The organism is Acidovorax sp. GW101-3H11 (assembly GCF_001633105.1).
Taxonomy (GTDB): Bacteria; Pseudomonadota; Gammaproteobacteria; order Burkholderiales; family Burkholderiaceae_C; genus Acidovorax.
The window spans coordinates 156694-178014 of the sequence record NZ_LUKZ01000003.1; the positions used below are offsets into that span (position 1 = coordinate 156694).

The following is a 21321-nucleotide window of genomic DNA, read 5'->3' on the forward strand; positions in this document are numbered from 1 at the left end:
GCCCGGGCTGCCTTTTTGGCGGGAACGCAGGAGGCGAATTACTTCGCTGCGGTCTTGCCGAAACGGTTGCGGAAGCGCTCCACGCGGCCACCCATGTTGTCCACGGACTTTTGCGTGCCGGTGTAGAAGGGGTGCGATTCAGAGGAGGTGTCCAGCTTGAACAGCGGGTATTCCTTGCCTTCGAAGGTTTCCATTTCCTTCGTGTTCACGCACGAGCGGGTCACGAACTTGAAGCCGTTGGACAGGTCCGAGAACAGAACTTCGCGGTAGTTGGGGTGAATGCCTTCTTTCATGATCTTCCTTTGAGTCAACTGCGGGAGCCGCACCGGCCAGTCCGATGTACTTTCCGCAAGAAAAAGCCCTCTATTATTGCACAGGCTGAAAATCAGCCCCCGCGCCGCATCATGTCAAAGAAGTCCACATTGGTTTTCGTGGCCTTCATGTTCTTGATCATGAGCTCCATCGATTCGATTTCGTCCATGTTGTACATGAACTGGCGCAGGATGCGGGTCTTTTGCAGGATCTCGGGCGCCAGCAGCAGCTCTTCGCGGCGTGTGCCGCTCTTGTTGAGCTCGATGGCGGGGAACACGCGCTTTTCGTACAGGCGGCGGTTCAGGTGGATTTCGCAGTTGCCCGTGCCCTTGAATTCTTCAAAGATCACTTCGTCCATGCGGCTGCCGGTATCGACCAGCGCGGTGGCGATGATGGTGAGCGAGCCGCCTTCCTCGACCTTGCGCGCAGCGCCGAAGAAGCGCTTGGGGCGCTGCAGCGCGGCGGCGTCCACACCGCCCGACAGCACCTTGCCGCTGGAGGGCACGACGTTGTTGTAGGCGCGGGCCAGGCGGGTGATGGAGTCCAGCAGGATCACCACATCCTTCTTCAGCTCGACCAGACGCTTGGCGCGCTCGATCACCATCTCGGCCACGTGCACGTGGCGCGCGGCAGGCTCGTCGAAGGTGGAGGCGATGATCTCGCCCTTCACCGTGCGCTGCATCTCGGTCACTTCTTCAGGGCGCTCGTCCACCAGCAGCACCATCAGGTGCACGTCGGGGTTGTTGGCCGTGATGGCGTGGGCGATGTGCTGCATCATCACGGTCTTGCCGCTCTTGGGCGGTGCCACGATCAGTGCGCGCTGACCACGGCCGATGGGCGCGATGATGTCGATGATGCGGCCGGTGATGTTCTCTTCGCCCTTGATCTCGCGTTCCAGGCGCATCTGTTCCTTGGGGAACAGCGGCGTCAGGTTTTCGAACATCACCTTGTGCTTGTTCTGCTCTGGCGGGCCACCGTTCACGGCGTCGAGCTTGGTGAGGGCAAAGTAGCGCTCGCCATCCTTGGGCGTGCGCACTTCGCCTTCGATCATGTCGCCGGTGTGCAGGTTGAAGCGGCGCACCTGGCTGGGGCTGATGTAGATGTCGTCCGTGCTCGCTGTGAAGCTGGTGTCGGGGCTGCGCAAAAAGCCGAAGCCGTCGGGCAGGATTTCCAGCACACCATCCGCAAACACCTGCTCGCCCGCCTTGGCGCGCTTCTTGATGATGGCAAACATCAGCTCCTGTTTGCGCATCCGACCCGTGTTTTCAATTTCGAGTTCTTCGGCTTGCTTCAGGACTTCAGACACGTGCAGTGCCTTGAGTTCGTTTAAGTGCATGGAGTGACTCCTTGGCGGAGCTGGTAAGAATCTTGGGGGAGGGGGCTGGTGCCGGAAGGGCTGCTGTTTGCAGGCCCGGCCCGCCGGGGATCTTGGTCCGGCTGCCAATGCGTGCAGGCCGGTGATCGAGAAGAATTATGACAGGAAAAAAAGCAGGTGCTTCAGGGGTGTGCTATGGGCCGATGCTTGCACCGGCACTCGGGCGCCGCGTGTGTGCCACATGCACCCAAAAAAATGCCCCGCAGGCAGCGCACCAGCGGGGCTTGGGGGATCAGGCCAGTTGCTGATCGATGAAGGCGGTCAGTTGCGCCTTGCTCATCGCGCCGACCTTGGTGGCGGCCAGTTGGCCATCCTTGAACAGCATCAGGGTGGGGATGCCGCGGATGCCAAACTTGGCGGGGATCTCGCGGTTTTCGTCCACATTCATCTTGGCGATTTGCAGCTTGCCTTGGTAGGTGCCTGCAACTTCGTCCAGGATAGGGGCAATCATCTTGCAGGGGCCGCACCACTCGGCCCAGTAGTCCACCAGCACGGCGGAGCCGGGTTGGAGCACGTCGGCTTCAAAGCTGGCGTCAGAGACATGTTTGATGAGTTCGCTGGCCATGGCGGATTCCTTGATCTTGGGCGGGTTGGGACCGGTGTACGTTTAAAGTCAGGGCATTGTGACAGAAACCAATCCCCCATTCACCGGTATGGCCGGGGCCTGCGACGCTATGACTGTCATAGCGAAAAGCGATCAGTGCGCAGGCTGGAGCATGGGCCTGTGGCAGCGCGCACTGGCCCAGGTGGCCGCCCATGCCAGCGCCCAGGGCGCCCACCTGGCGCGCACCGTGGTGCTGGTGCCCTACGCCCAGCTCATGCCCTGGGCCCAGCGCCACTGGGCGCTGCAGTTTCCGCAAGGTTTTGCGCCGCGCTTTGAAACCACCCGCAACTGGGCGCGCCAACTGGAGGTGTTTGAGCCCTCGGCCGACGACTTTGCGGGCGACGTGGCGCGCGACACCCTCACGGCCCGCGCCTTGCTCGATCGTGTAGGGCAGGGCGCGCAGCGCGAGATGCTGGCCACGCCCCTGCAAGAAGCCGCCGCCCAGTTGGCGCCCGCTGTAGCGGCCGTGCCCCCCGTGCAGCGCGCGGCCTGGGGTGACGAGGCCCGCAAACTGCTGGCCACCGCCGACGAAGGCAGCAGCCTGCACTACGAAGCCCTGGTGGCGCGCCTGGCGCTGGAATGGGTGCTGGCCTCGCGCCACGCCACCGATGTGCTGTTCGAGCCCGGTGTGCGCGCGGCGGTGGATGCGTTGGTGGTGCTCGAAGGTTTTCAGTCCGACGCGCTGCCCCAGGCCTTGCTGACCCATTGGGGCGAGCAGGGCGCTTGTGTTGCGTTGCCAGCACTGGCGGATGAAGCTCCGGCACCGCCCCAACGCGCTTTGCACGCCGCCACCGATGCCGAAGACGAAGCCCACCGCGCTGCTGCCTGCGTGCTGGCCCACGTGCGCGACGGCCGTGTGCCCGTGGCGCTGGCCGCCACCGACCGCGCGCTGATTCGCCGCGTGCTCGCCCACCTGGGCAGCAGCGGCGTGCTGGTGCGCGATGAAAGCGGCTGGATTCTTTCCACCACACGCGCCGCCTCGCGGGTCATGGCCGCGCTGCAGGCCGCAGCGTGGAACGCCTCGTCCAACGCGGTGCTGGACTGGATCAAGCACACCCCTGCGCTGATGCCAGGCGAGGTGAATCGGCTGGAGCAATGGCTGCGCAAGGGCGTGGTGCAGCACTGGAGCGCCGCCACCGCGCGGGATCTGAGTGCGCAGCCCCACCTGGCCCGCACCGTGGCCGCCGTGGAGGCCTGGCGCGACACCCTGCGCACTGCGCGCCCCCTGGCGCAGTGGCTGCCCGCCCTGCGCGCCGTGCTGGAGCAGGCGGGCCAGTGGCAAGGACTCTCGGCCGACCTGGCCGGCATGCGTGTGCTGGCTGCCCTGCGCCTGCAAGACGGCCAGCAGGCCGAGCTGGACGCCTGGGGTGACAGCGCGGGCCGGCGCATGACGCTGGCCGAATTCACCCGATGGGCCAAGGACGTGCTCGAAGCCGGGCGCTACGTGGCCGCACAGGCCGCCGATGCGCCCGTGGTGGTGGTGCCCCTGCCGCAACTGCTGGCCCGTCCCTTTGCCGCCGCCGTGCTGCCGGGCTGCGATGAAAAGCGCCTGCAGGCCGCGCCTGAGCCTTCCGGTGACTGGTCGCAGGCCCAGCGCGAGGCCTGGGGCCTGCCCACGCGCCAGTCGCTCGAAACCGCCCAGCGTGCCGCCTGGGCCCACGCCCTGCGCACACCCGTGGTGGATGTGCTGTGGCGCACCGGCGACGAGGGCGGTGAGCCCCTGCTGGCCAGCGCCCTGGTGCTGGCCCTGCAACTGGACGGCGCCGCCACGCCCGGCGCGGATGACCGTACAGCCCGCACCGTGGCTGCCACCCCCACGCTGCGCCCCCAGCCTGTGGGCCAGGCGCTGCCGGTGGCACACCTCTCGTCCACCGCGTATTCCGACCTGCGCCACTGCCCGTACCGCTTCTTTGCCCAGCGCCAGCTGGGCCTGCGCGAGGCCGACGAACTGGACGCCGAAGTGGACAAGCGCGACTTTGGCAACTGGCTGCACGCCGTGTTGCAGCACTTTCACGAGGCGTTGCTGGCAGAGCCCACCGACCACCCCGATGAGCGCCGTGCCCGCATGGACGCCGCTGCAGAAGCCGTCACCCGCGAGCAGCGTTTGCAAGACGGCGACTTTCTGCCCTTTGCCGCCGGCTGGGCGCAACTGCGCGATGGCTACCTGCAGTGGCTGGCCGGGCACGAGCAGCAGGGCGCCACCTTCCGCCAGGCCGAGGTCAAGGCCCGACAGCCACTGGGCGACCTGGAGCTGGTCGGCACCCTCGACCGCATTGATGGCGTCTCGTCCACCGGCGAGCCCACGGTGCTGGTCATCGACTACAAAACCGAAAGCGACAGCGTCACCCGCCAGCGCATCAAGAGCGGAGCGGAAGACACGCAATTGCCGTTCTACGCAGCCCTGCTGAGCCACGACACCCTGCGCGCCGCCTACGTCAACGTCGGTGAGCGAGGCGAGACACAACTGCACGAACAGGACGACGTGGTGCACCTGCGCGACGTGCTGATCGAAGGCATCCAGCACGACATGGCCCGCATCGCCGCTGGCGCGCCGCTGCCCGCGCTGGGCGAGGGCTCGGTGTGCGAGTTTTGCGCCGTGCGCGGCCTGTGCCGCAAAGACTACTGGGCAGGCGCTGAACAGGCGCTGCCCGCGCAAGAGACGCCATGACCGAGAGCCATTCCCCACCCGCCCAGGCTGCCTACGAACACAACGGCCGCCTCGTCTCGCGCGAGGCGTTCTATGCCATTGCCTGCGACCCCGCACGCAGCGTGGCGGTGGAGGCCTGCGCGGGTGCGGGCAAGACCTGGATGCTGGTCTCGCGCATGCTGCGGGCGCTGCTTGATGGCTGCGCGCCGCATGAAATCCTGGCCATCACCTTCACCAAAAAGGCCGCAGGCGAAATGCGCCAGCGCCTGCAGGAATGGCTGGAGCAATTCAGCCACAAGCCGCTGGAGGAACTGACGGCCGAGCTGATTGCACGCGGAATCAGCCCCCAGGGCGCTCTGGAAAAGCGCGAGGCGCTACAAAATCTATACCGCCAGCTGCTCGAAGCAGGCCGCCCCGTGCAGATCCGCACCTTCCACAGCTGGTTTGCTGCGCTGCTGGGCACAGCCCCGCTGGCGCTGCTGCAGCAGCAAGGCCTGCCTGCGCACTTTGAGCTGCTCGAAGACGATGCCGAGGCTGTGCGCGAGGTCTGGCCCCCGTTTTTGCAGACTGTGGCAGACAGCGTCAGCCTGCGCGCCGACTACGAAGCCGTGGTGGCCCGCCACGGCCGCTCGCAAACGCACAAGGCCCTGGCAGCGGCACTGGCCAAGCGCGTGGAATTTGACCTGGCCGACGAAGCGGGCGTGGTCGATGCCTCGGTGCCACCCTTCCAGCAGGCGTACCCCGACCTGGCCGCGTTGGCCGAGCCCGCCGAGGCCCTGCGGACCGAGGCCGCCCTGCAACGCTGGCGTAACTGGGCCAGCGCCCTGGGGGCCGAGGCCAACAAGACCCCGCAAAAGGCGGCCGACGCCATCATCGACGCGCTGGCTTGTGCGGATGTGAACCAGCGCCTGGACATGCTGCGCAAAGCGATGTTCGTGGCCAAGGAAGACCGCCTCTCCAAGAACCTCGAGAAGTTCCCCGCCGCGCAAGAAGCCGAGCCCGAGCTGCAGCGCCTGCTTACCGCACGCCGCCAGCACGAGGCCTGGCAGCACCAGCAGCGCATGGCCCGGCTGGCACGTTGCCTGATTGCGCAGTTTGTGGCCGTCAAGCAGCAGCACGGCTGGGTGGACATGAACGACGTGGAGCGCACGGCCCTGGTCATGCTGGCCGACCCCGTGCTCAGTGGCTGGGTGCAGGAGCGGCTCGATGCGCGCATCCGCCACCTGCTGGTCGATGAGTTCCAGGACACCAACCCGCTGCAATGGCAGGCGCTGCACGCGTGGCTGGCGGGTTACGCGGGTTCGGGCGGTGGGGCTGCCGCGCCCAGCGTGTTCATCGTGGGCGACCCCAAGCAGAGCATCTACCGCTTTCGCCGCGCCGAGCCGCAGGTGTTTATTGCTGCGCAGGCCTTTGTGAAGGATGGCCTGGGCGGTGACCTTTTGAGCTGCGACCACACTCGCCGCAATGCGCAGGGCGTGATCGGCGCCGTCAACGCCGTCATGGGCCAGGCCCAGGCGCAGCAGGAGACCAGCGGCTTTCGCGACCACACCACCGAATCCATACACACGGGCCAGCTGCTGCGCCTGCCCGCCATCACCGATGCGGACGACGACGGCCAAGGTGCTGCGCGCGACCCCCTGGCCTGGCGTGACAGTCTGACCGAACCCCGCCACGAGGCCGAAGAAACCCTGCGCATGCGCGAATGCACCCAGGCCGCCGCCTGGGTGGCCGCGCAGATCGCCAGCGGCACGCCCCCCAAAGAGGTGCTGGTGCTGGCCCGCAAGCGCGACCGCCTGGCCAGCATGCAAGACGCTTTGCGCGCCCTGCACCTGCCCTGCGTGCAGCCCGAAAAGGCCGACTTGTTCGACGCGCCCGAGGTGCAGGACATGGTGGCGCTGCTGGATGTGCTGGTCTCGCCCACACACGATCTGTCGCTGGCGCGGGCGCTCAAGTCGCCTCTGTTTGGTTTGGGCGATGACGCCCTGGTGGTGCTGGCTGTGCTGCGCCGCCAGCCGGAACATGCGGGCTGTAGCTGGTTTGATATGCTATTAAAAAGTGAGCTATTAGGGCATAACCATCAGGCGGTAGGGGCTGTTTTGAACCAATACCAAGCCTGGGTGAGCAGCCTGCCGCCGCACGACGCGCTGCATGCCATCTACGAACACGGCGACGTGCTGGCCCGCTTTGCCGCCGCCGCGCCGGTCACCCAGCGCCAGGCGGTGCAGGCCAATCTGCGCGCGCTGCTGGCGGCATCACTGCAGCACGATGGGGGGCGCTACCTCACACCCTATGCGTTTGTGCGGGCCATGAAAAAAGGCGGCGTGCGCGCCCCCGGCCGGGCCGATGCGCAGGCCATTCGCCTGCTGACGGTGCACGGCGCCAAGGGCCTGGAGGCCGATTGCGTGCTGCTGCTGGACACCGACACCCGCCCACAGAAAGCCGAGACCATGGGCGTGCTGGTGGACTGGCCGGGCGAGCAGGCCGTGCCTGCGGCTTTCGTCTTTCTGGCCAGCGAATCGACCCCTCCGCCCAGCGCAGAAGCCGCGCTGGCCGCCGAGCAGCAGGCCCGCAGCCGCGAGGAGCTGAACATGCTCTACGTGGCCATGACGCGTGCCAAACACTGCCTGGCGCTGTCGTCCGTGCTGCCCAGCAATTCGGCGCCGGGCAGTTGGTGGAACCGGCTGGCGCCCTTGGTGACTGAGGTGGAGGCGGGCACCGCCCCGGCACCTGCCGCAGGTGCAGAGGCAACCCCCGGCACCTTCACCATCGCCGCGCTGCAGCCTCTGCCTGAGGCCCTGCAAAGCGCCCGCTCCCAACCGGGGGCAGCGGCCACTGCCGACCCCAGTGGCGCGGCGCCCGTGGCCATGCCCGGCGATGGCGACTCCACGCCCCTGTCGCGCCAGGGCGACGCGATGCACCAGCTGCTGGAGCAGGCCGGTGTGGCCGGTGCCCCGCTGCCCGACCTGCGCGCCCACGGCTGGCCCGCTGCGCGCATCGGCCGGCTGGCCAGCGACCACGACATCGCCCCCGCCGCCGCCGAGCTGGCTGCGCGCATGGCCCAGGGCATCCTGGCCGGGGAGGGCGCCTGGGCCTGGGACCCCGCCCAGGTGCAGACCGCCATCAACGAGGCCCCGCTGAACTACCAGGGCCAGAGCCTGCGCATCGACCGCCTGGTGTTGCGCCGCGCAGCACATGCCGACGACGCTGCAACCACGGCAGGCTGGTGGGTGCTGGATTACAAAAGCGCTGCCCAGCCCCAGCGCCAGCAGGCACTGGTGGCGCAATTGCAGCGCTACCGCGAAGCCGTGTCGGCGCTGATGCCGGGCGAGGCTGTGTATGCGGCCTTCCTCACGGGCGATGGGCGCTTGGTGCCCGTGGGCGAAGTGCCCGGTGCGGCAGGGGCGCCGGGCGCCCTGGCGCCCGCAGTGGGGCATACTCTCGCCCCCGCTGCGCCGGTCGCCCCCGCAAAGTCCGAGCGCGCCCGCGCCGCTCCGGGGCCTGCGGATTCTCCGCAAGGCTCCTTGTTCTGACGGGTCCTTCCGTCGCTAGGCAGCGCAGCGCCCCCCCTTTTTTTTTAGCAAGGCCTTTCCGTGTCTAACACCCTTCCTCCTTCCGATGCCCCCACCCTGTCTGCGGAACCGTTGCAGTGCGATGTGGCCGTCGTCGGCGGAGGCCCGGCGGGCCTGATGGCTGCCGAGGTGCTGGCCCAGGCGGGCATGGCCGTGCATGTGCTCGACGCCATGCCGTCGGTGGGTCGCAAATTTCTGCTGGCGGGCAAGGGCGGGCTCAACCTCACGCATTCCGAGCCGCACGAGCCCTTTGTGGGCCGTTATGCCGGGCGCGAGCCGCAGGTTGAGCCGCTGGTCCGCGCCTTTGGCGGGCCTGCGCTGCGCGCCTGGGCCGAGGGCCTGGGGGTGGAGACCTTTGTGGGCACCTCGGGCCGCGTGTTCCCCACCGACATGAAGGCCGCGCCGCTGCTGCGCGCCTGGTTGCAGCGCCTGCGCGGGCAGGGGGTTCTGTTCCATATGCGCCACCGCTGGCTGGGCTGGGCCGAGGAGGGTGCGCTGCGCTTTGCCGCGCCGGCAGGCGAGGTGCGGGTGGCCGCCAAAGCAGTGGTGCTGGCGCTGGGCGGTGGCAGCTGGGCGCGCCTGGGGTCGGACGGTGCCTGGGTGCCGCTGCTGGCGCAGCGCGGCGTGGCGGTGGCGCCGCTGCGCCCCTCCAACTGCGGTTTTGATGTGTTGCGCGCCGATGCCCCGGTGGGCGAGACGCGCCGCGCCTTTCTGCAGGAACTGCTGGGCCGCACGCCCGCGCCCACGGTGGGCTGGACGCCGCATTTTTCCGAGAAGTTTGTGGGCCAGCCCTTCAAGACGGTGGCGCTCAGCTTTACCGACAGCCAGGGCCGCAGCTTCAGCCGCAGGGGCGAGTTTGTGGTCACGGCCACGGGGGTGGAGGGCAGTCTGGTCTACGCCGCGTCGCACCTGCTGCGCGACGAAGTGCAAGCCCATGGCCACGCCACCTTCCACCTTGACCTGCTGCCCGACCACAGCCCCGAGCGCGTGCTGGTGGAGGTGCGCCACCCGCGCGGTTCGCGGTCGCTGTCGAGCCACCTCAAGAGCCGCCTCGGGCTGGACGGCATCAAGGCGGGCATCCTCTACGAACACTTGGGCAAGGACGGCATGAACGACCCCGTGGCCCTGGCCCACGCGATCAAGGCCCTGCCCATTACCGTGGTGGCGCCCCGGCCGATCGACGAAGCCATCAGTACTGCGGGTGGTGTGGCGTTTGAGGCGCTGGACCCGCACCTCATGGCCACGGCTTTGCCGGGCGTGTTCTGCGCGGGCGAAATGCTGGATTGGGAGGCGCCCACCGGGGGCTACCTGCTCACCGCCAGCATGGCCAGCGGCCGTGTGGCGGGGGAGGGGGCGCTGCGCTGGCTGGGGCAGTCTGCAGAGGTGTGACACCGATCTGCATTCAAAAAATGCAAACCCGTTCACTGATTGTCGTCGAAGCGCCGCGCGAGGCTTCGACAAGCTCAGCCCGAACGGTTTGATGTGATCTAACGCGAATCTGTATGAGAAGGCGCTTGGGCGCTGGCGCGCACAGGGCTTTGAGCAAGCCGGGCGGCCTGCCATTGCGCTCTACGAAAAATACTGGGGTGGGGACTTTTGCGCGACCGCGCAAAAGAAAGAAGAAGTTGACGAGCCTTACCCCCGGCACTGACTCCACAGTTAGGGCTGCTTGGTTCCCCACCTGACCCGGTTGGCCGCTTCACCATGCGAGGAGGCCCGTCACCGCCGATTGTACGTCGGATGAAGGCCCTGATTTTTCAGTGGCTGTTTTGTTTGCCCTGGCGGCGCTGGGGGCGCACGGCCCAGACCGTAGAATCGCCCGCATGTCCTACCTCGTGCTCGCCCGCAAGTACCGCCCCCGCAATTTCACCGAGATGGTGGGGCAGGAGCATGTGGTCCAGGCCTTGTCGAATGCGCTCACCCAGCAGCGCCTGCACCACGCCTACCTGTTCACGGGCACGCGCGGCGTGGGCAAGACCACGGTGTCGCGCATTCTGGCCAAGTCGCTCAACTGCCAGGGGCCGGATGGCAACGGCGGCATCACGGCCACGCCCTGCGGTGTGTGCCAGGCCTGCACCGACATCGACAGCGGTCGTTTTGTGGACTACACCGAGCTGGACGCGGCCTCCAACCGGGGCGTGGACGAGGTGCAAAGCCTGCTGGAGCAGGCGGTCTACAAACCGGTGCAGGGGCGCTTCAAAGTCTTCATGATCGACGAAGTGCACATGCTCACGAACACGGCGTTCAACGCCATGCTCAAGACGCTGGAAGAGCCGCCCGAATACCTCAAGTTTGTGCTGGCCACGACCGACCCGCAGAAGGTGCCGGTGACGGTGCTGAGCCGCTGCCTGCAGTTCAACCTGCGCCCCATGGCGCCCGAAACCGTGCTCTCACACCTCACGCAGGTGCTGGCGACCGAGAACGTGCCCGCCGAGCCCCAGGCCCTGCGCCTGCTGTCGCGCGCCGCGCGCGGCTCCATGCGCGATGCGCTCTCGCTCACCGACCAGGCCATCGCCTTTGGCAGCGGCCAACTGCAGGAAGCCGGTGTGCGCCAGATGCTGGGCGCTGTGGACCGCTCCTACGTGTTCCGATTGATTGACGCGCTGGCGCAGGGCGATGGCAAGACCGTGGTCGAAACCTCGGACACGCTGCGCATGAACGGCCTGTCCGCCGCCTCCACGCTCGAAGAGATGAGTGCCGTGCTGCAGCGCATGGCAGTGTTCCAGGCCGTGCCGCAGATGGCAGGCGCTGTGGATGCCGACGACCCCGAGGCCGCCGAAACAGCGCGCCTGTCTGCGCTGATGCCCGCTGATGAAACCCAGTTGCTCTACAGCCTGTGCCTGCACGGGCGCGGCGAGCTGGGCCTGGCGCCCGACGAGTATGCGGCGCTGACCATGGTGCTGCTGCGCCTGCTGGCCTTCAAACCTGCAGGCGGTGTGGGCGGTGCTGGCGAATCGGCTGAAAAAAAAACTCTGACGCGGCCTGAAACTGCGTCCACAGGGGCTTCTGCGGCCGCTGCACCGGCCCCCCTGGCGCCACCAGCGGCCCCGGCTCCGATTCCCCTGGCGGCACCTCTGGTCGCCGCCACCCCGGTGGCGCAGCCCACACCCGCGATGCCCGCGCCGCCTGCTGTGGCCCCTGTTGTGGCATCTGCCGTGTCGGCGCCCGCCCCCACAACGGCGGCCGTGTCGGCGCTCGATGACGACGCTCCTGGCTCTGACGACGCCTCTTCGTCCGAGCCTCCACCCTGGCCCGGGTCGGAAGACGATGCAGGCCCCGGAGCCAGTGCATCGGTTGCACCTGCTGCGCCCGCTGCAGTGACGGCGCTGCCCGTGCGCCAGGCGCAAGGTTTTGAAGAAAATCAGGCCTCTGCGCGCACTCAGCAAGCGCAGGGTGCTCCTGAATTCGTAGCAATCCCCGTGCGCGTGGCCCCCGAGCCTGGCGCGCGTTTGCAACCGGCGCCCCATTCCGCTCCTGTGCCTGCATCGGCCCGCTACACGCCCACCGAGGAGGGCGATGTCTGGCATGCCACGGTGCAGCAGATGGTGGCGGCCGAGGCCATCAACGCCCTGGTGCGGGAGCTGGCCCTGCAGTCGCAGCTGGTGGCGCGCGATGGTGGCCACTGGCTGCTGCGCGTGGAGCGCGAATCGCTCAACCAGCCCACCGCACGCGAGCGCCTGCGCGCAGCGCTGGAGGCGGCAGGCCATGCCACCCAGATCAGCGTGGAGGTGGGCGTGGTCATCGACAGCCCCGCCCGCCGCAATGCCGCCGCGGCGGCCGAGCGCCAGCGCCGCGCCGAGGAAATCGTGCACAACGACCCCTTCGTGCAATCGCTGATGCGCGACTACGGCGCGAGAATCGTGCCGGGCAGCATCAAACCGGCGTGAGATGAAGCTCCCCCTGAGTCGCCTTCGGCGCCTTTCCCCTCTCTCGCTTCGCGGGAGGGGGACGCTCCCAGCGCGGCGGGGCGGCCCTTGCGCGGGAGCACTGGTCTGGGCTGCGGCAGTTTCGACGGCCACTAACGGTGCAAAGCACAATACCGTGAATTTCGGACACTGAATTTCAGTCCCTTCGTGGGAATCGATCAACCAGAAAGAAAGCAAAGGAAACCACACCATGTTCAACAAAGGACAACTCGCCGGCCTGATGAAGCAAGCCCAGGCCATGCAGGACAACCTCAAGAAGGCCCAGGACGAACTGGCCTTCATCGAGGTGGAAGGCGAATCGGGCGCGGGCCTGGTGAAGGTGGTGATGACCTGCAAGCACGACGTCAAGCGCATCACCATCGACCCCAGCCTGCTGGCGGAAGACAAGGACATGCTGGAAGACCTGGTGGCGGCTGCGTTCAATGCGGCGGTGCGCAAGGCCGAGGAGACTTCTTCGGAGAAGATGGGCAAGCTGACGCAAGGCATGCCAGGCCTCCCCGGCGGCATGAAATTCCCTTTCTGAGGGGGTTGGCTACCGAGCGGGCCATCTGCGTCGTTGGGCGGTGCTCGCCATCCTCACGTACTTCAAGTACGTTCCGGTGGCTGTGCTCCGTCCGCCTAGCAGCTGATCCCGCTCGCTACGCCCTTGAGGGCGGGGTGTAGAGGCAGGGGCACTCCGGCGTTCTTCTCCACATCCGTTCGGGCTGAGCTTGTCTAAGCCTGGATCCGCCGCTTCCTGTAACTCACCCGCATCGCCTCCAGCTTTTCCATGTCCACCACCAACTCCCTCGACGTTCTGATCCAGGCGCTGCGCCGGTTGCCGGGGGTGGGGGTGAAGTCTGCGCAGCGCATGGCGTTTCATCTGTTGCAGCATGACCGCGAGGGGGCGCTGGCCCTGTCGCGGGCGCTTTCGGAGGCGGTGGGCACGGTGCACCACTGTGCGCGCTGCCACACGTTCACCGAGGCCGAGGTGTGCAGCACCTGTCTGGACCCGGAGCGCGATGCCACGCGGCTGTGTGTGGTCGAGACCCCGGCGGACCAGTCGGCGATGGAGCGCACCGGGGCCTTCAAGGGGTTGTACTTTGTGCTCATGGGGCGGCTCAGCCCGCTCGATGGCGTGGGGCCCAAGGAAATCGGGCTGCAGAAGCTCATGGAACGAGCCACCACTGGCGAGGTGCAGGAGGTGATCCTCGCCACCAATTTCAACGCCGAGGGCGAGGCCACGGCCCATGTGATCAGCGAGGCCCTCAAGAGCCGGGGCGTGCATGTGACGCGGCTTGCGCGTGGGGTGCCCGTGGGCAGCGAGCTGGAGTACGTGGACCTGGGCACCATCGCACATGCGCTGGTGGACCGCCGGTGACAGTGCCGCGCCTGGGTGCCCACTAGAATACTCACAATTTAATAGCTGCTCGCGCTTATCCAACAGGCGGTGGCGGCCAAAAAGAGTCTCAAAAATGAATACCACCATGCATGTTGCCCGGTTCACCGCTGCCTATTGGTGCGTGCTGATTGCCGCACTGCTGCCCATGGGCTGCGCCTGGCTGGCCAAGAGCGGCAGCCTGGGCAAGTCGCGCAAGGACGGCGGGTTTGACAACCACGACCCGCGCGCCTGGATGGGCCGGCAGACCGACTGGCGCGCGCGGGCCAACGCGGCCCAGGCCAACAGTTTTGAAGCCCTGCCATTTTTTATCGGCGCGGTCATCATTGCCCACCTGCTGGGCGCCGGGCAGACGCTGCTCGACATGCTGGCGCTGCTGTTTGTGTTGCTGCGCATCTTCTACGTGATGATGTATGTGGCAGACATGCCCACGGCCCGCAGTGCCGTGTGGGCGGCGGGGTTTCTGGTCAACGTGGCGATTCTTTTCATCGGTTACCGCTGACCCTGGCGTGGGCCCAGGCGGGCGGATGCCCCAAGGGGTGCATTGCCTGCACGGGCCTTTCCACATCATTGTTTGCTTACGTAGAAACCCGCAGGGAATCTCCCTGATGCGGCCTGCCCCCCTCTGGGGCACGATTGTTGCAATGCAGCATTGTCTTTTTTGCCTGATCTCATGCCCCAGTCTTTGATCACCCGCCGTGCCTTTGGCACCGTGTCCGCCCTGATGGCGGCTGCGGTGTGCGCGCCTGCGCTGGTGCGGGCGCAGACCGATGGGGCCATGCTGGGGCGCGTCACCGTGGCGGTGGGGGGGCAGGGGGTGCTTTACCACCTGCCGCTGGCGCTGGCGGATTCGCTGGGCTACTTCCGGGTAGAAGGCCTGGAGGTGGTTGTGCGCGATTTTGCGGCGGGTGCGCTGGCGCAGCAGGCCGTGCAGGAGGGGGCGGCCGATGTCTGCTCGGGCGCGTTTGAACATGTGCTGCGCGCGCAGGTGCGGGGCCAGGCCTACCGCTCGCTGGTGCTGCAGGGGCGGGCACCCCAGCTGGCCCTGGGGGTGTCTCTGCGCTCGCTGCCCGCCTACAAGGACCTGGGCGATCTGGCGGGGCGGCGCATTGGCGTGTCGTCCGTTGGCTCGTCCACCCACCTGGCGGCCAGCCTCATGCTGGTGCGCGCGGGGGTGTCGCCCCGCGATGTGTCGTTTGTGGGCGTGGGTTCGGGCACCAACGCGATGAATGCGCTGCGCTCGGGCCAGGTGCACGCGCTGTGCCATGCCGACCCGATCATGACGCTGCTGGAGCAGAAGGCCGACACGCGCATCGTGGGCGACCTGCGTTCGCTCAAAGCCGCACAGGAGCTGGTAGGCAGTGGCACCCTGCCTGCTGGCAGCCTGTACGCGCCCCAGGCCTTTTTGCAAAAGCAGCCTGCGCAGGCCCAGGCGCTGGTTAATGGGATCGTGCATGCGCTCAAGTGGCTGCAGACCGCCGCGCCGGCCGACCTCGTCAAGGCGGTGCCCGCCGCATATTTGATGGGCGACCGGGGGCTGTACCTGGCGGCTTTTGGTCGCGTGCGCGAAACCTTTTCGCCCAACGGCCTGATGCCGGAAGACGGCCCGGCCACGGCGCTGCGCGTGCTGGCGCGTGTGCAACCCGAGCTGGCCGAGGCCAAGGTGGAACTGGCGCGCACCTACACCAACGACCTGGTGCGCAAGGCGCGCCAGAAGTACAGCGTTTGACCCCAGAGCCCTGCGCTTCGGACCGCCAAGATGCGGTTTGCGGAATGGGGCTTTTACCGGGAGGGGCCACCCGAAACAGGGGCTGGTTTGGACTACAGTGCGGGGGCGATTGCCGCGAGGTGCAATCACAGGCACAACCCAAGGCAATTGCGGGCAATTGCGGCCAGTTCGCCTGGCCTTTTGGCCCTTCACCCCTTCATTGACTTTTCCAAGGACTGACCCATGTCGCTGAGCCTCAGCATCGGCCCGCTTGTTTCCCTGATTGCAGGCATCCTCATCCTGGTGATGCCGCGCCTGCTCAGCACCATCGTGGCGCTGTACCTCATCATCATGGGCATCCTAGGGCTGCTGGGGATGCACACGCTCCGGTTCTGATCTTCTTCCGCCAGGGGCGGCCCGCGCCGTTCGGGGCCGCCCGGGGCATCAGCGACGCTTGACCTTGGAGGGTGTGCCCCCCTTGCGTGCCGGGGGGGCGGCCGAGCGCTTGTTGTTGCTGCTGCCTGCCCGGGCATTGGCCTGGGCCTGCCGCACCGGCAGGTACACCACCACCTGCTGTCCCACCTTGAAGGCGGCGTTGGCGCGCACATCGTTCCAGTCGGCCACATTGGCGGCGGTGAGCTTGTAGCGCCGCGCAATGCTGGCCACGGTTTCGCCCTTGCCAGCGCGCACCGTGGTGCGGCGGGTGACGATCTCGGGTGTCAGCGCCACCTGCCCGTTGTCGGCCAGGTGGGAAGACACATCCTGCCTTGTGGTGTTGGCGCGCGGCACCATCAGGGCCGAGCCCGCCTTGATCAGCATGCGCGGCGGGATGTTGTTCATGCTGCGCAGGTCGGCCTCGCTCATGCCGGCACGCTGTGCGGCCTCGGCCACGCTCATGGTGGTGGGCACGGACCACACGGTCCAGCTGGCGTATTGGCCCTCGCGGCGGGCTTCTAGGTTGCGCTGGAAGACCTTGGCGTTGTCCCAGGGCAGCAGGATCTGGGGCGTGCCCGCCGCCAGGATCACGGGGCGCTTGTAGGAGGGGTTCAGCGCGCGGAAGTCCTCCTCGCGGATGCCTGCAAGCTGGGCCACCAGGGCCACGTCGATGTCGTGTGTGATGTCCACCGTCTGGAAGTACGGGTGGTTCTCGATGAGCGGCAGCTCGGTGCGGAAGGCATCGGGGTTGGCCACGATGTTCTTTACGGCCTGCAGCTTGGGCACATACATGCGGGTTTCGGTCGGCATGTTGAGGTCGGTGTAGCTGGTGCCCAGGCCCTGCTTCTGGTTGCGGGCGATGGCCCGGCCCACGCTGCCTTCGCCCCAGTTGTAGGCGGCCAGGGCCAGGTGCCAGTCGCCGAACATGCCGTGGAGCTTTTGCAGGTAGTCGAGCGCGGCGCGCGTGGACGCGAGTACATCGCGGCGGTCGTCACGGAAAGCGTTCTGCTTGAGGTCGAAATAGTTGCCCGTGGCGGGCATGAACTGCCACATGCCAGCGGCCTTGGCGCTGGACACGGCCTGGGGGTTGAATGCGCTCTCAATGTAGGGCAGCAGCGCCAGCTCCGTGGGCATGCCGCGCCGCTCCAGCTCTTCAACAATGTGGAACAGGTACTTGCTGGAGCGCTCGGTCATGCGCTGCATGTAGTCGGGGCGGGTGGCATACCACTGCTCGCGGTCCTGCACCAGCTCGTGCTGCAGGTCGGGCATGGCAAAGCCGCGCCGGATGCGGTCCCACAGGTCGGCTGGGGCCGACAGCGAGGCCACTTCGCCGCTGCTGGCCTGGGCGGCCGTGATGGGCTTGAGCGGCCCGTTGGGGATCTGAGGGGTATGTGTGGAAGAGCGTGCAGTGCTGGGGATGGCTTTGGGGTCCGTGCCCGCCTGGTCCGGCGAGGGGGCCCCGGTGGTGGCGCAGCCCGTGAGCCAGAGCAGGCCCGCCAGGCAGGCGATGTGCAGAATTTTCATCGGAATTCGTTCTTCCATTGGCGCAGGGCGGCCAGCACCGCCACGGCGTCGTTTTCAGGCACCTGCGCATCGTGGCCCCGGGCGGCCTGGGCCACCGTGGGTTGCCTGACGCGCAGGAAAGGGTTGATGTCCCGCTCCAGGTCCATGCGGGACGGCAGCGTGGGCTGCTGCTGTGCCCGCAGGGCCTCGCATTGGCTGCTGTAGTGGAGCAGGGCGGCGTTGCCAGGTTCCACGGCCCGCGCAAATTTCAGGTTGGAGAGCGTGTACTCGTGGGTGCAGCACACGCGGGTGTTGCCGGGCAGGGCGGCCAGCTGGTCCAGCGAGTCCAGCATCTGCGCGGGCGTGCCCTCGAACAGGCGGCCACAGCCGCCGGAGAACAGGGTGTCGCCGCAGAATAGCAGGGGCGCGCCGTCCATCGCTTCGCAGTAATAGGCGATGTGGCCCGCCGTGTGGCCGGGCACATCGATCACCGTGAAACGCAGGCCCAGCACATCGGCCCCTTCGACCACATCGCCCTGCGCCAGGCGGACCAGGGGCTCGGGAATGCGCTCGCGCGCCGGGCCGTAGACCCGTGCGCCAGTGGCTTCGCGCAAGGTATCCACGCCGCCGACATGATCGGCATGGTGGTGCGTGACTAGAATGGCCTGCAAGCCCAGGCCCAGTGTGTCCAGGGCCTGCACCACGGGTGCGGCGTCGCCCGGGTCCACAACGATCGCCTGGCGGCCGTCGTGCAGCATCCAGATGTAGTTGTCGGTAAAGGCGGGCAGCGGCAGCAAGTTCATGAGCGATCAAATTATAGGTTTGCACCACTGGTTCGATTCCCCGCCGGGCCGGTACCTGCTGGCGTGGGAGCAGGCGCGCTTTGACGAGGCCGTGGTGGACATTTTTGGCTACCACAGCCTGCAGCTGGGCATGCCCCTGCTGGACGGCCTGCGCGCCAACCGCATGCCCTACCAGTGGCTGGCACTGGGGCAGGAGGGGGTGGGGGTGCCTGAGCCCATTGCTTCTGCGCCAGCGGGTGACGGGGGCGCAGCCCCTGTGCGGCAGCACACCGTGGACCTGCTTACCGAGTCCGTGGCCCTGCCGTTTGCCGATGCGAGCCTGGACCTCATCGTGTTGCCCCACACCCTGGAGCTGAGCATCGACCCCCACGCTACGCTGCGTGAGGTGGAGCGGGTGCTGATGCCCGAGGGGCGCGTGGTCATCAGCGGGCTCAACCCCACCAGCCTGTGGGGCTTGCGCCAGCGGCGTGCGCGGCTGTACCAGCGCATGGGGCGGGGCACTTTGTACCTGCCCGATGTGGGCGAGTTCATTGGCTACCGGCGCCTGCGGGACTGGCTCAGGCTTTTGAGCTTCGAGGTCGAATCGGCCCGTTTTGGCTGTTATCGTCCTGCGGTGCGCAGCGCCCAGTGGCTGGAGCGCTTTGGCTGGATGGACCCCCTGGGAGAGCGCTGGTGGCCCATTCTGGGCGCGGCCTATTTCCTGGTGGCGGTCAAGCGGGTGCATGGCATGCGCCTGCTGGAGCCCGCATGGCGCAACCAGCGCCAGCGGTCTGCCGCCACGGTGCCTGTGGCCAACCGTGCGGGCGGCCGGGTGCCCGCCGCCCATGCGTCCCCGGTCCGGCGCGACCCAACATAGATAGACAATCCCCCACCGGCCGCCACGGGGCCCCTTGGCCGGGCCCTGGTGGCCATGAATGAATCACGAGAGCAGGAACACAGTTTGAACCAGGTAGAGATATACACAGATGGCGCCTGCAAGGGCAACCCGGGCCCCGGCGGATGGGGCGTGTTGTTGCGCGCCGGGCAGGTCGAGAAGGAGCTGTTTGGCGGCGAGCTGGGCACCACCAACAACCGCATGGAGCTGCTGGCCGTGATCGAGGCGCTGTCGGCCCTCAAGCGCCCCTGTGCGGTGACGCTGTTCCTGGACAGCGAATATGTGCGCAAGGGCATCACCGAGTGGATCCATGGCTGGAAGGCCAAGGGCTGGCGCACCGCGTCCAAGCAGCCGGTCAAGAACGTCGAGCTGTGGCAGCGGCTGGATGCCCTGGTCAGCACCGGGGGCCACCGCATCGAGTGGCGCTGGGTCAAGGGGCATTCGGGCGATCCGGGCAACGAGCGCGCCGATGCGCTGGCCAACCGGGGCGTGGACAAGGCCCTGGGGCGCGGATGACCCGCAGATGACCTCGGCGCGGGCGCCGTGCCTCGAAAGAGTGCATCGGCGCAGCCACCAGCCCCTTCGGGGGCTTTTTTGTTTTTGGGCGTGTAAAGCCTGCGTAAAACCGCCGCAATTGACCTTGGGGTCTTGCCAGAGTTTGCTGCAGCACAAGACACGCACTGATACATTGTTTGATTGCATTCCCCACACCACCTGGTTTCACTGACCCATGGCATCCAAGAACAAGTACATCGTTTTCGCTGTCATCGGCATTGCCGCCGCCTCGGGTGCCGCCTGGTGGCTCCAGAAACCCGCGCCGTCCACGCGCACTGATGTGTCAGCGGCCGCAGGCGGTGGAGGTGCGACAGCGGGTGGTGCCGCGCGGGGTGCCAGCGCTGCAGGTGGGGCCGGTGGTGGTGCAGGCCGTCCCGTGGCGGTAGAGGCTGTGGCCGTGCGGCAGATGGCCCTGCGCGACGATGCCGAGGCCGTGGGCAGCCTGCGGTCGCGCCAGAGCGTGATGCTGCGGCCCGAGGTGGGTGGGCGCATCACGCAGCTCAACTTCCGCGACGGCCAGCGCGTGCGGCGCGGGCAGGTGCTGGTGCAGTTTGACGACCAGCTGCCCCGCGCGCAGATCCAGCAAAGCCAGGCCGAGCTGTCCATCGCCCAGGCCAACCACAAGCGCAACCAGGAGCTGGTGGCCCAGGGCTTCATCAGCCAGCGCTCGGTGGATGAAAGCGCCGCCAACCTGGAGGTGGCGCAGGCCAAGCTGGCCCTGGCGCAGGCCACGGCCCAGCGGCTCAAGATCGTGGCGCCCTTCGATGGCATTGCAGGCATCCGGGGCGTGAACGTGGGCGACTACCTCAAGGACGGCGCCGACATCGTCAACATCGAAGACCTGGACGCCGTGTACGTGGACTTCCGCCTGCCCGAGCGCCTGCAAAGCAAGGCACGCACCGGCCAGACCGCCCAGGTGGCGTTTGATGCGCTGCCCGGCGTGCGCTACGCCGCTGTGGTGCAGGCCATCAGCCCGCAGATCGACGCCGACGGCCGGGCCATTGCGGTGCGCGGCTGCATCGACAACCGCCGCCTGCAGCTGCGCCCGGGCATGTTCGCCCGCGTGACGGCTGTGTTTGCAGAGCGCAGCGATGCGCGTGTGGTGCCTGAAGAAGCCATCGTGCCCGACGGCAACAGCCCCTACGTGCTGAAGATTGTGGAGGGCAAGGAGCCCGGCACCCGCGTGACGCGCCGCACACCCGTGCAACTGGGCGCACGCGCGCCGGGTTTGGTGGAGGTGGTCGAGGGGCTGAACGCGGGCGACCTGGTGGTCACGGCCGGTCAGCAGCGCATCCGCAAGGACGGCACCGAGGTGCGGGTGGTGGAACTGGGCAAGCAGGGCGCCGGAGCCGCGCCATCTGCCGCGCGCCCGGCCTCAGGCCCCCGGGGGGGCAATGCGGCGGGCGTGGCCGATGCGCCTGCGGCTGGCGCATCGGGCGCGGCGGCTGCGGTGACGATGGCCACTGCGCCGGTGGCCCCGGCTGCCCCCGCAGCGCCCACGGCAGCCCCCGCCAGCGCGCTTGTGGCCCCGCTGCCAGGTCCCAATCCTTGCCAGGTGGCGGCCAACCCCGGCCAGCCAAACCCTGCCAGCAAGCGATCTCCCGCCTGATGGGCGGGTTTTGCTGCCTGGTC

Annotated in this window: 17 protein-coding genes and 1 other RNA gene; 12 read left to right on the forward strand and 6 right to left on the reverse strand. The window is 67.5% G+C overall.

The annotated features are described in order from the left end of the window. Positions 1–38: 38 nt before the first annotated feature. The 3 genes from A1D30_RS04275 to trxA form a co-directional block, all read right to left on the reverse strand. A complete protein-coding gene (locus A1D30_RS04275) occupies positions 39–293 on the reverse strand; it encodes a type B 50S ribosomal protein L31 (RefSeq protein ID WP_008906759.1) in 255 nt (84 codons plus the stop codon). Positions 294–385: 92 nt separating this feature from the next. Beyond that, a complete protein-coding gene (rho, locus tag A1D30_RS04280) occupies positions 386–1648 on the reverse strand; it encodes a transcription termination factor Rho (RefSeq protein WP_063459546.1) in 1263 nt (420 codons plus the stop codon). Positions 1649–1919: 271 nt separating this feature from the next. Next, positions 1920–2252 (reverse strand): thioredoxin TrxA, encoded by a 333-nt coding sequence (gene trxA, locus A1D30_RS04285; protein ID WP_008906761.1) that lies wholly within the window; start codon positions 2250–2252, stop codon positions 1920–1922. Between the two features lie 109 nt (positions 2253–2361). Here trxA and A1D30_RS04290 point away from each other — a divergent pair, with 109 nt between their 5' ends. Genes A1D30_RS04290 through A1D30_RS04300 form a run of 3 tightly spaced genes read left to right on the forward strand, consistent with a single transcriptional unit; the run spans position 2362 to position 9896 of the window. After that, positions 2362–4959, forward strand: coding sequence for a PD-(D/E)XK nuclease family protein (locus A1D30_RS04290; protein WP_063459547.1), 2598 nt, complete (start codon positions 2362–2364; stop codon positions 4957–4959). Continuing rightward, positions 4956–8468, forward strand: a complete 3513-nt coding sequence (locus A1D30_RS04295) for a UvrD-helicase domain-containing protein (protein WP_063459548.1) — start codon at positions 4956–4958, stop codon at positions 8466–8468. The genes A1D30_RS04290 and A1D30_RS04295 overlap by 4 nt, the downstream gene beginning before the upstream one ends. A 60-nt stretch (positions 8469–8528) precedes the next feature. Next, the gene (locus A1D30_RS04300) at positions 8529–9896 is read left to right on the forward strand and encodes a TIGR03862 family flavoprotein (protein WP_199865923.1); all 1368 of its coding nucleotides are present in this window, start codon (positions 8529–8531) and stop codon (positions 9894–9896) included. Between the two features lie 235 nt (positions 9897–10131). Here A1D30_RS04300 and ffs read toward each other — a convergent pair. Further along, positions 10132–10228: signal recognition particle sRNA small type (ffs, locus tag A1D30_RS04305), an RNA gene on the reverse strand. Between the two features lie 102 nt (positions 10229–10330). Between ffs and dnaX the strand changes: the two genes are divergently transcribed. From dnaX to A1D30_RS24625, 6 genes are all read left to right on the forward strand, one after another. Further along, entirely contained in the window at positions 10331–12394 is a 2064-nt protein-coding gene (gene dnaX / locus A1D30_RS04310) for a DNA polymerase III subunit gamma/tau (protein WP_063459641.1), read from the forward strand. A 229-nt stretch (positions 12395–12623) separates the two neighbouring features. Then, complete coding sequence (locus A1D30_RS04315; RefSeq protein WP_055398201.1) at positions 12624–12956, forward strand: YbaB/EbfC family nucleoid-associated protein; 333 nt, start codon at positions 12624–12626, stop codon at positions 12954–12956. A gap of 246 nt (positions 12957–13202) precedes the next feature. Further along, positions 13203–13793 (forward strand): recombination mediator RecR, encoded by a 591-nt coding sequence (recR, locus tag A1D30_RS04320; protein WP_063459549.1) that lies wholly within the window; start codon positions 13203–13205, stop codon positions 13791–13793. Between the two features lie 94 nt (positions 13794–13887). Then, positions 13888–14313 (forward strand): MAPEG family protein, encoded by a 426-nt coding sequence (locus A1D30_RS04325; protein ID WP_063459550.1) that lies wholly within the window; start codon positions 13888–13890, stop codon positions 14311–14313. A 171-nt stretch (positions 14314–14484) separates the two neighbouring features. Continuing rightward, positions 14485–15540 (forward strand): ABC transporter substrate-binding protein, encoded by a 1056-nt coding sequence (locus tag A1D30_RS04330; RefSeq protein WP_063459551.1) that lies wholly within the window; start codon positions 14485–14487, stop codon positions 15538–15540. A gap of 222 nt (positions 15541–15762) precedes the next feature. Continuing rightward, entirely contained in the window at positions 15763–15915 is a 153-nt protein-coding gene (locus tag A1D30_RS24625) for a DUF3096 domain-containing protein (RefSeq protein WP_015013605.1), read from the forward strand. A 48-nt stretch (positions 15916–15963) separates the two neighbouring features. Here A1D30_RS24625 and A1D30_RS04335 read toward each other — a convergent pair whose 3' ends face one another. After that, the gene (locus A1D30_RS04335; RefSeq protein WP_063459552.1) at positions 15964–17478 is read right to left on the reverse strand and encodes a transglycosylase SLT domain-containing protein; all 1515 of its coding nucleotides are present in this window, start codon (positions 17476–17478) and stop codon (positions 15964–15966) included. Then, the gene (gloB, locus tag A1D30_RS04340) at positions 17475–18260 is read right to left on the reverse strand and encodes a hydroxyacylglutathione hydrolase (RefSeq protein ID WP_063459553.1); all 786 of its coding nucleotides are present in this window, start codon (positions 18258–18260) and stop codon (positions 17475–17477) included. The genes A1D30_RS04335 and gloB overlap by 4 nt, the downstream gene beginning before the upstream one ends. Between gloB and A1D30_RS04345 the strand changes: the two genes are divergently transcribed. From A1D30_RS04345 to A1D30_RS04355, 3 genes are all read left to right on the forward strand, one after another. Further along, complete coding sequence (locus A1D30_RS04345) at positions 18259–19116, forward strand: methyltransferase domain-containing protein (protein ID WP_063459554.1); 858 nt, start codon at positions 18259–18261, stop codon at positions 19114–19116. The genes gloB and A1D30_RS04345 overlap by 2 nt on opposite strands. A gap of 84 nt (positions 19117–19200) precedes the next feature. Then, entirely contained in the window at positions 19201–19650 is a 450-nt protein-coding gene (rnhA, locus tag A1D30_RS04350) for a ribonuclease HI (RefSeq protein WP_063459555.1), read from the forward strand. A gap of 214 nt (positions 19651–19864) precedes the next feature. Next, the gene (locus A1D30_RS04355; RefSeq protein WP_063459556.1) at positions 19865–21298 is read left to right on the forward strand and encodes an efflux RND transporter periplasmic adaptor subunit; all 1434 of its coding nucleotides are present in this window, start codon (positions 19865–19867) and stop codon (positions 21296–21298) included. Positions 21299–21321: the final 23 nt, after the last annotated feature.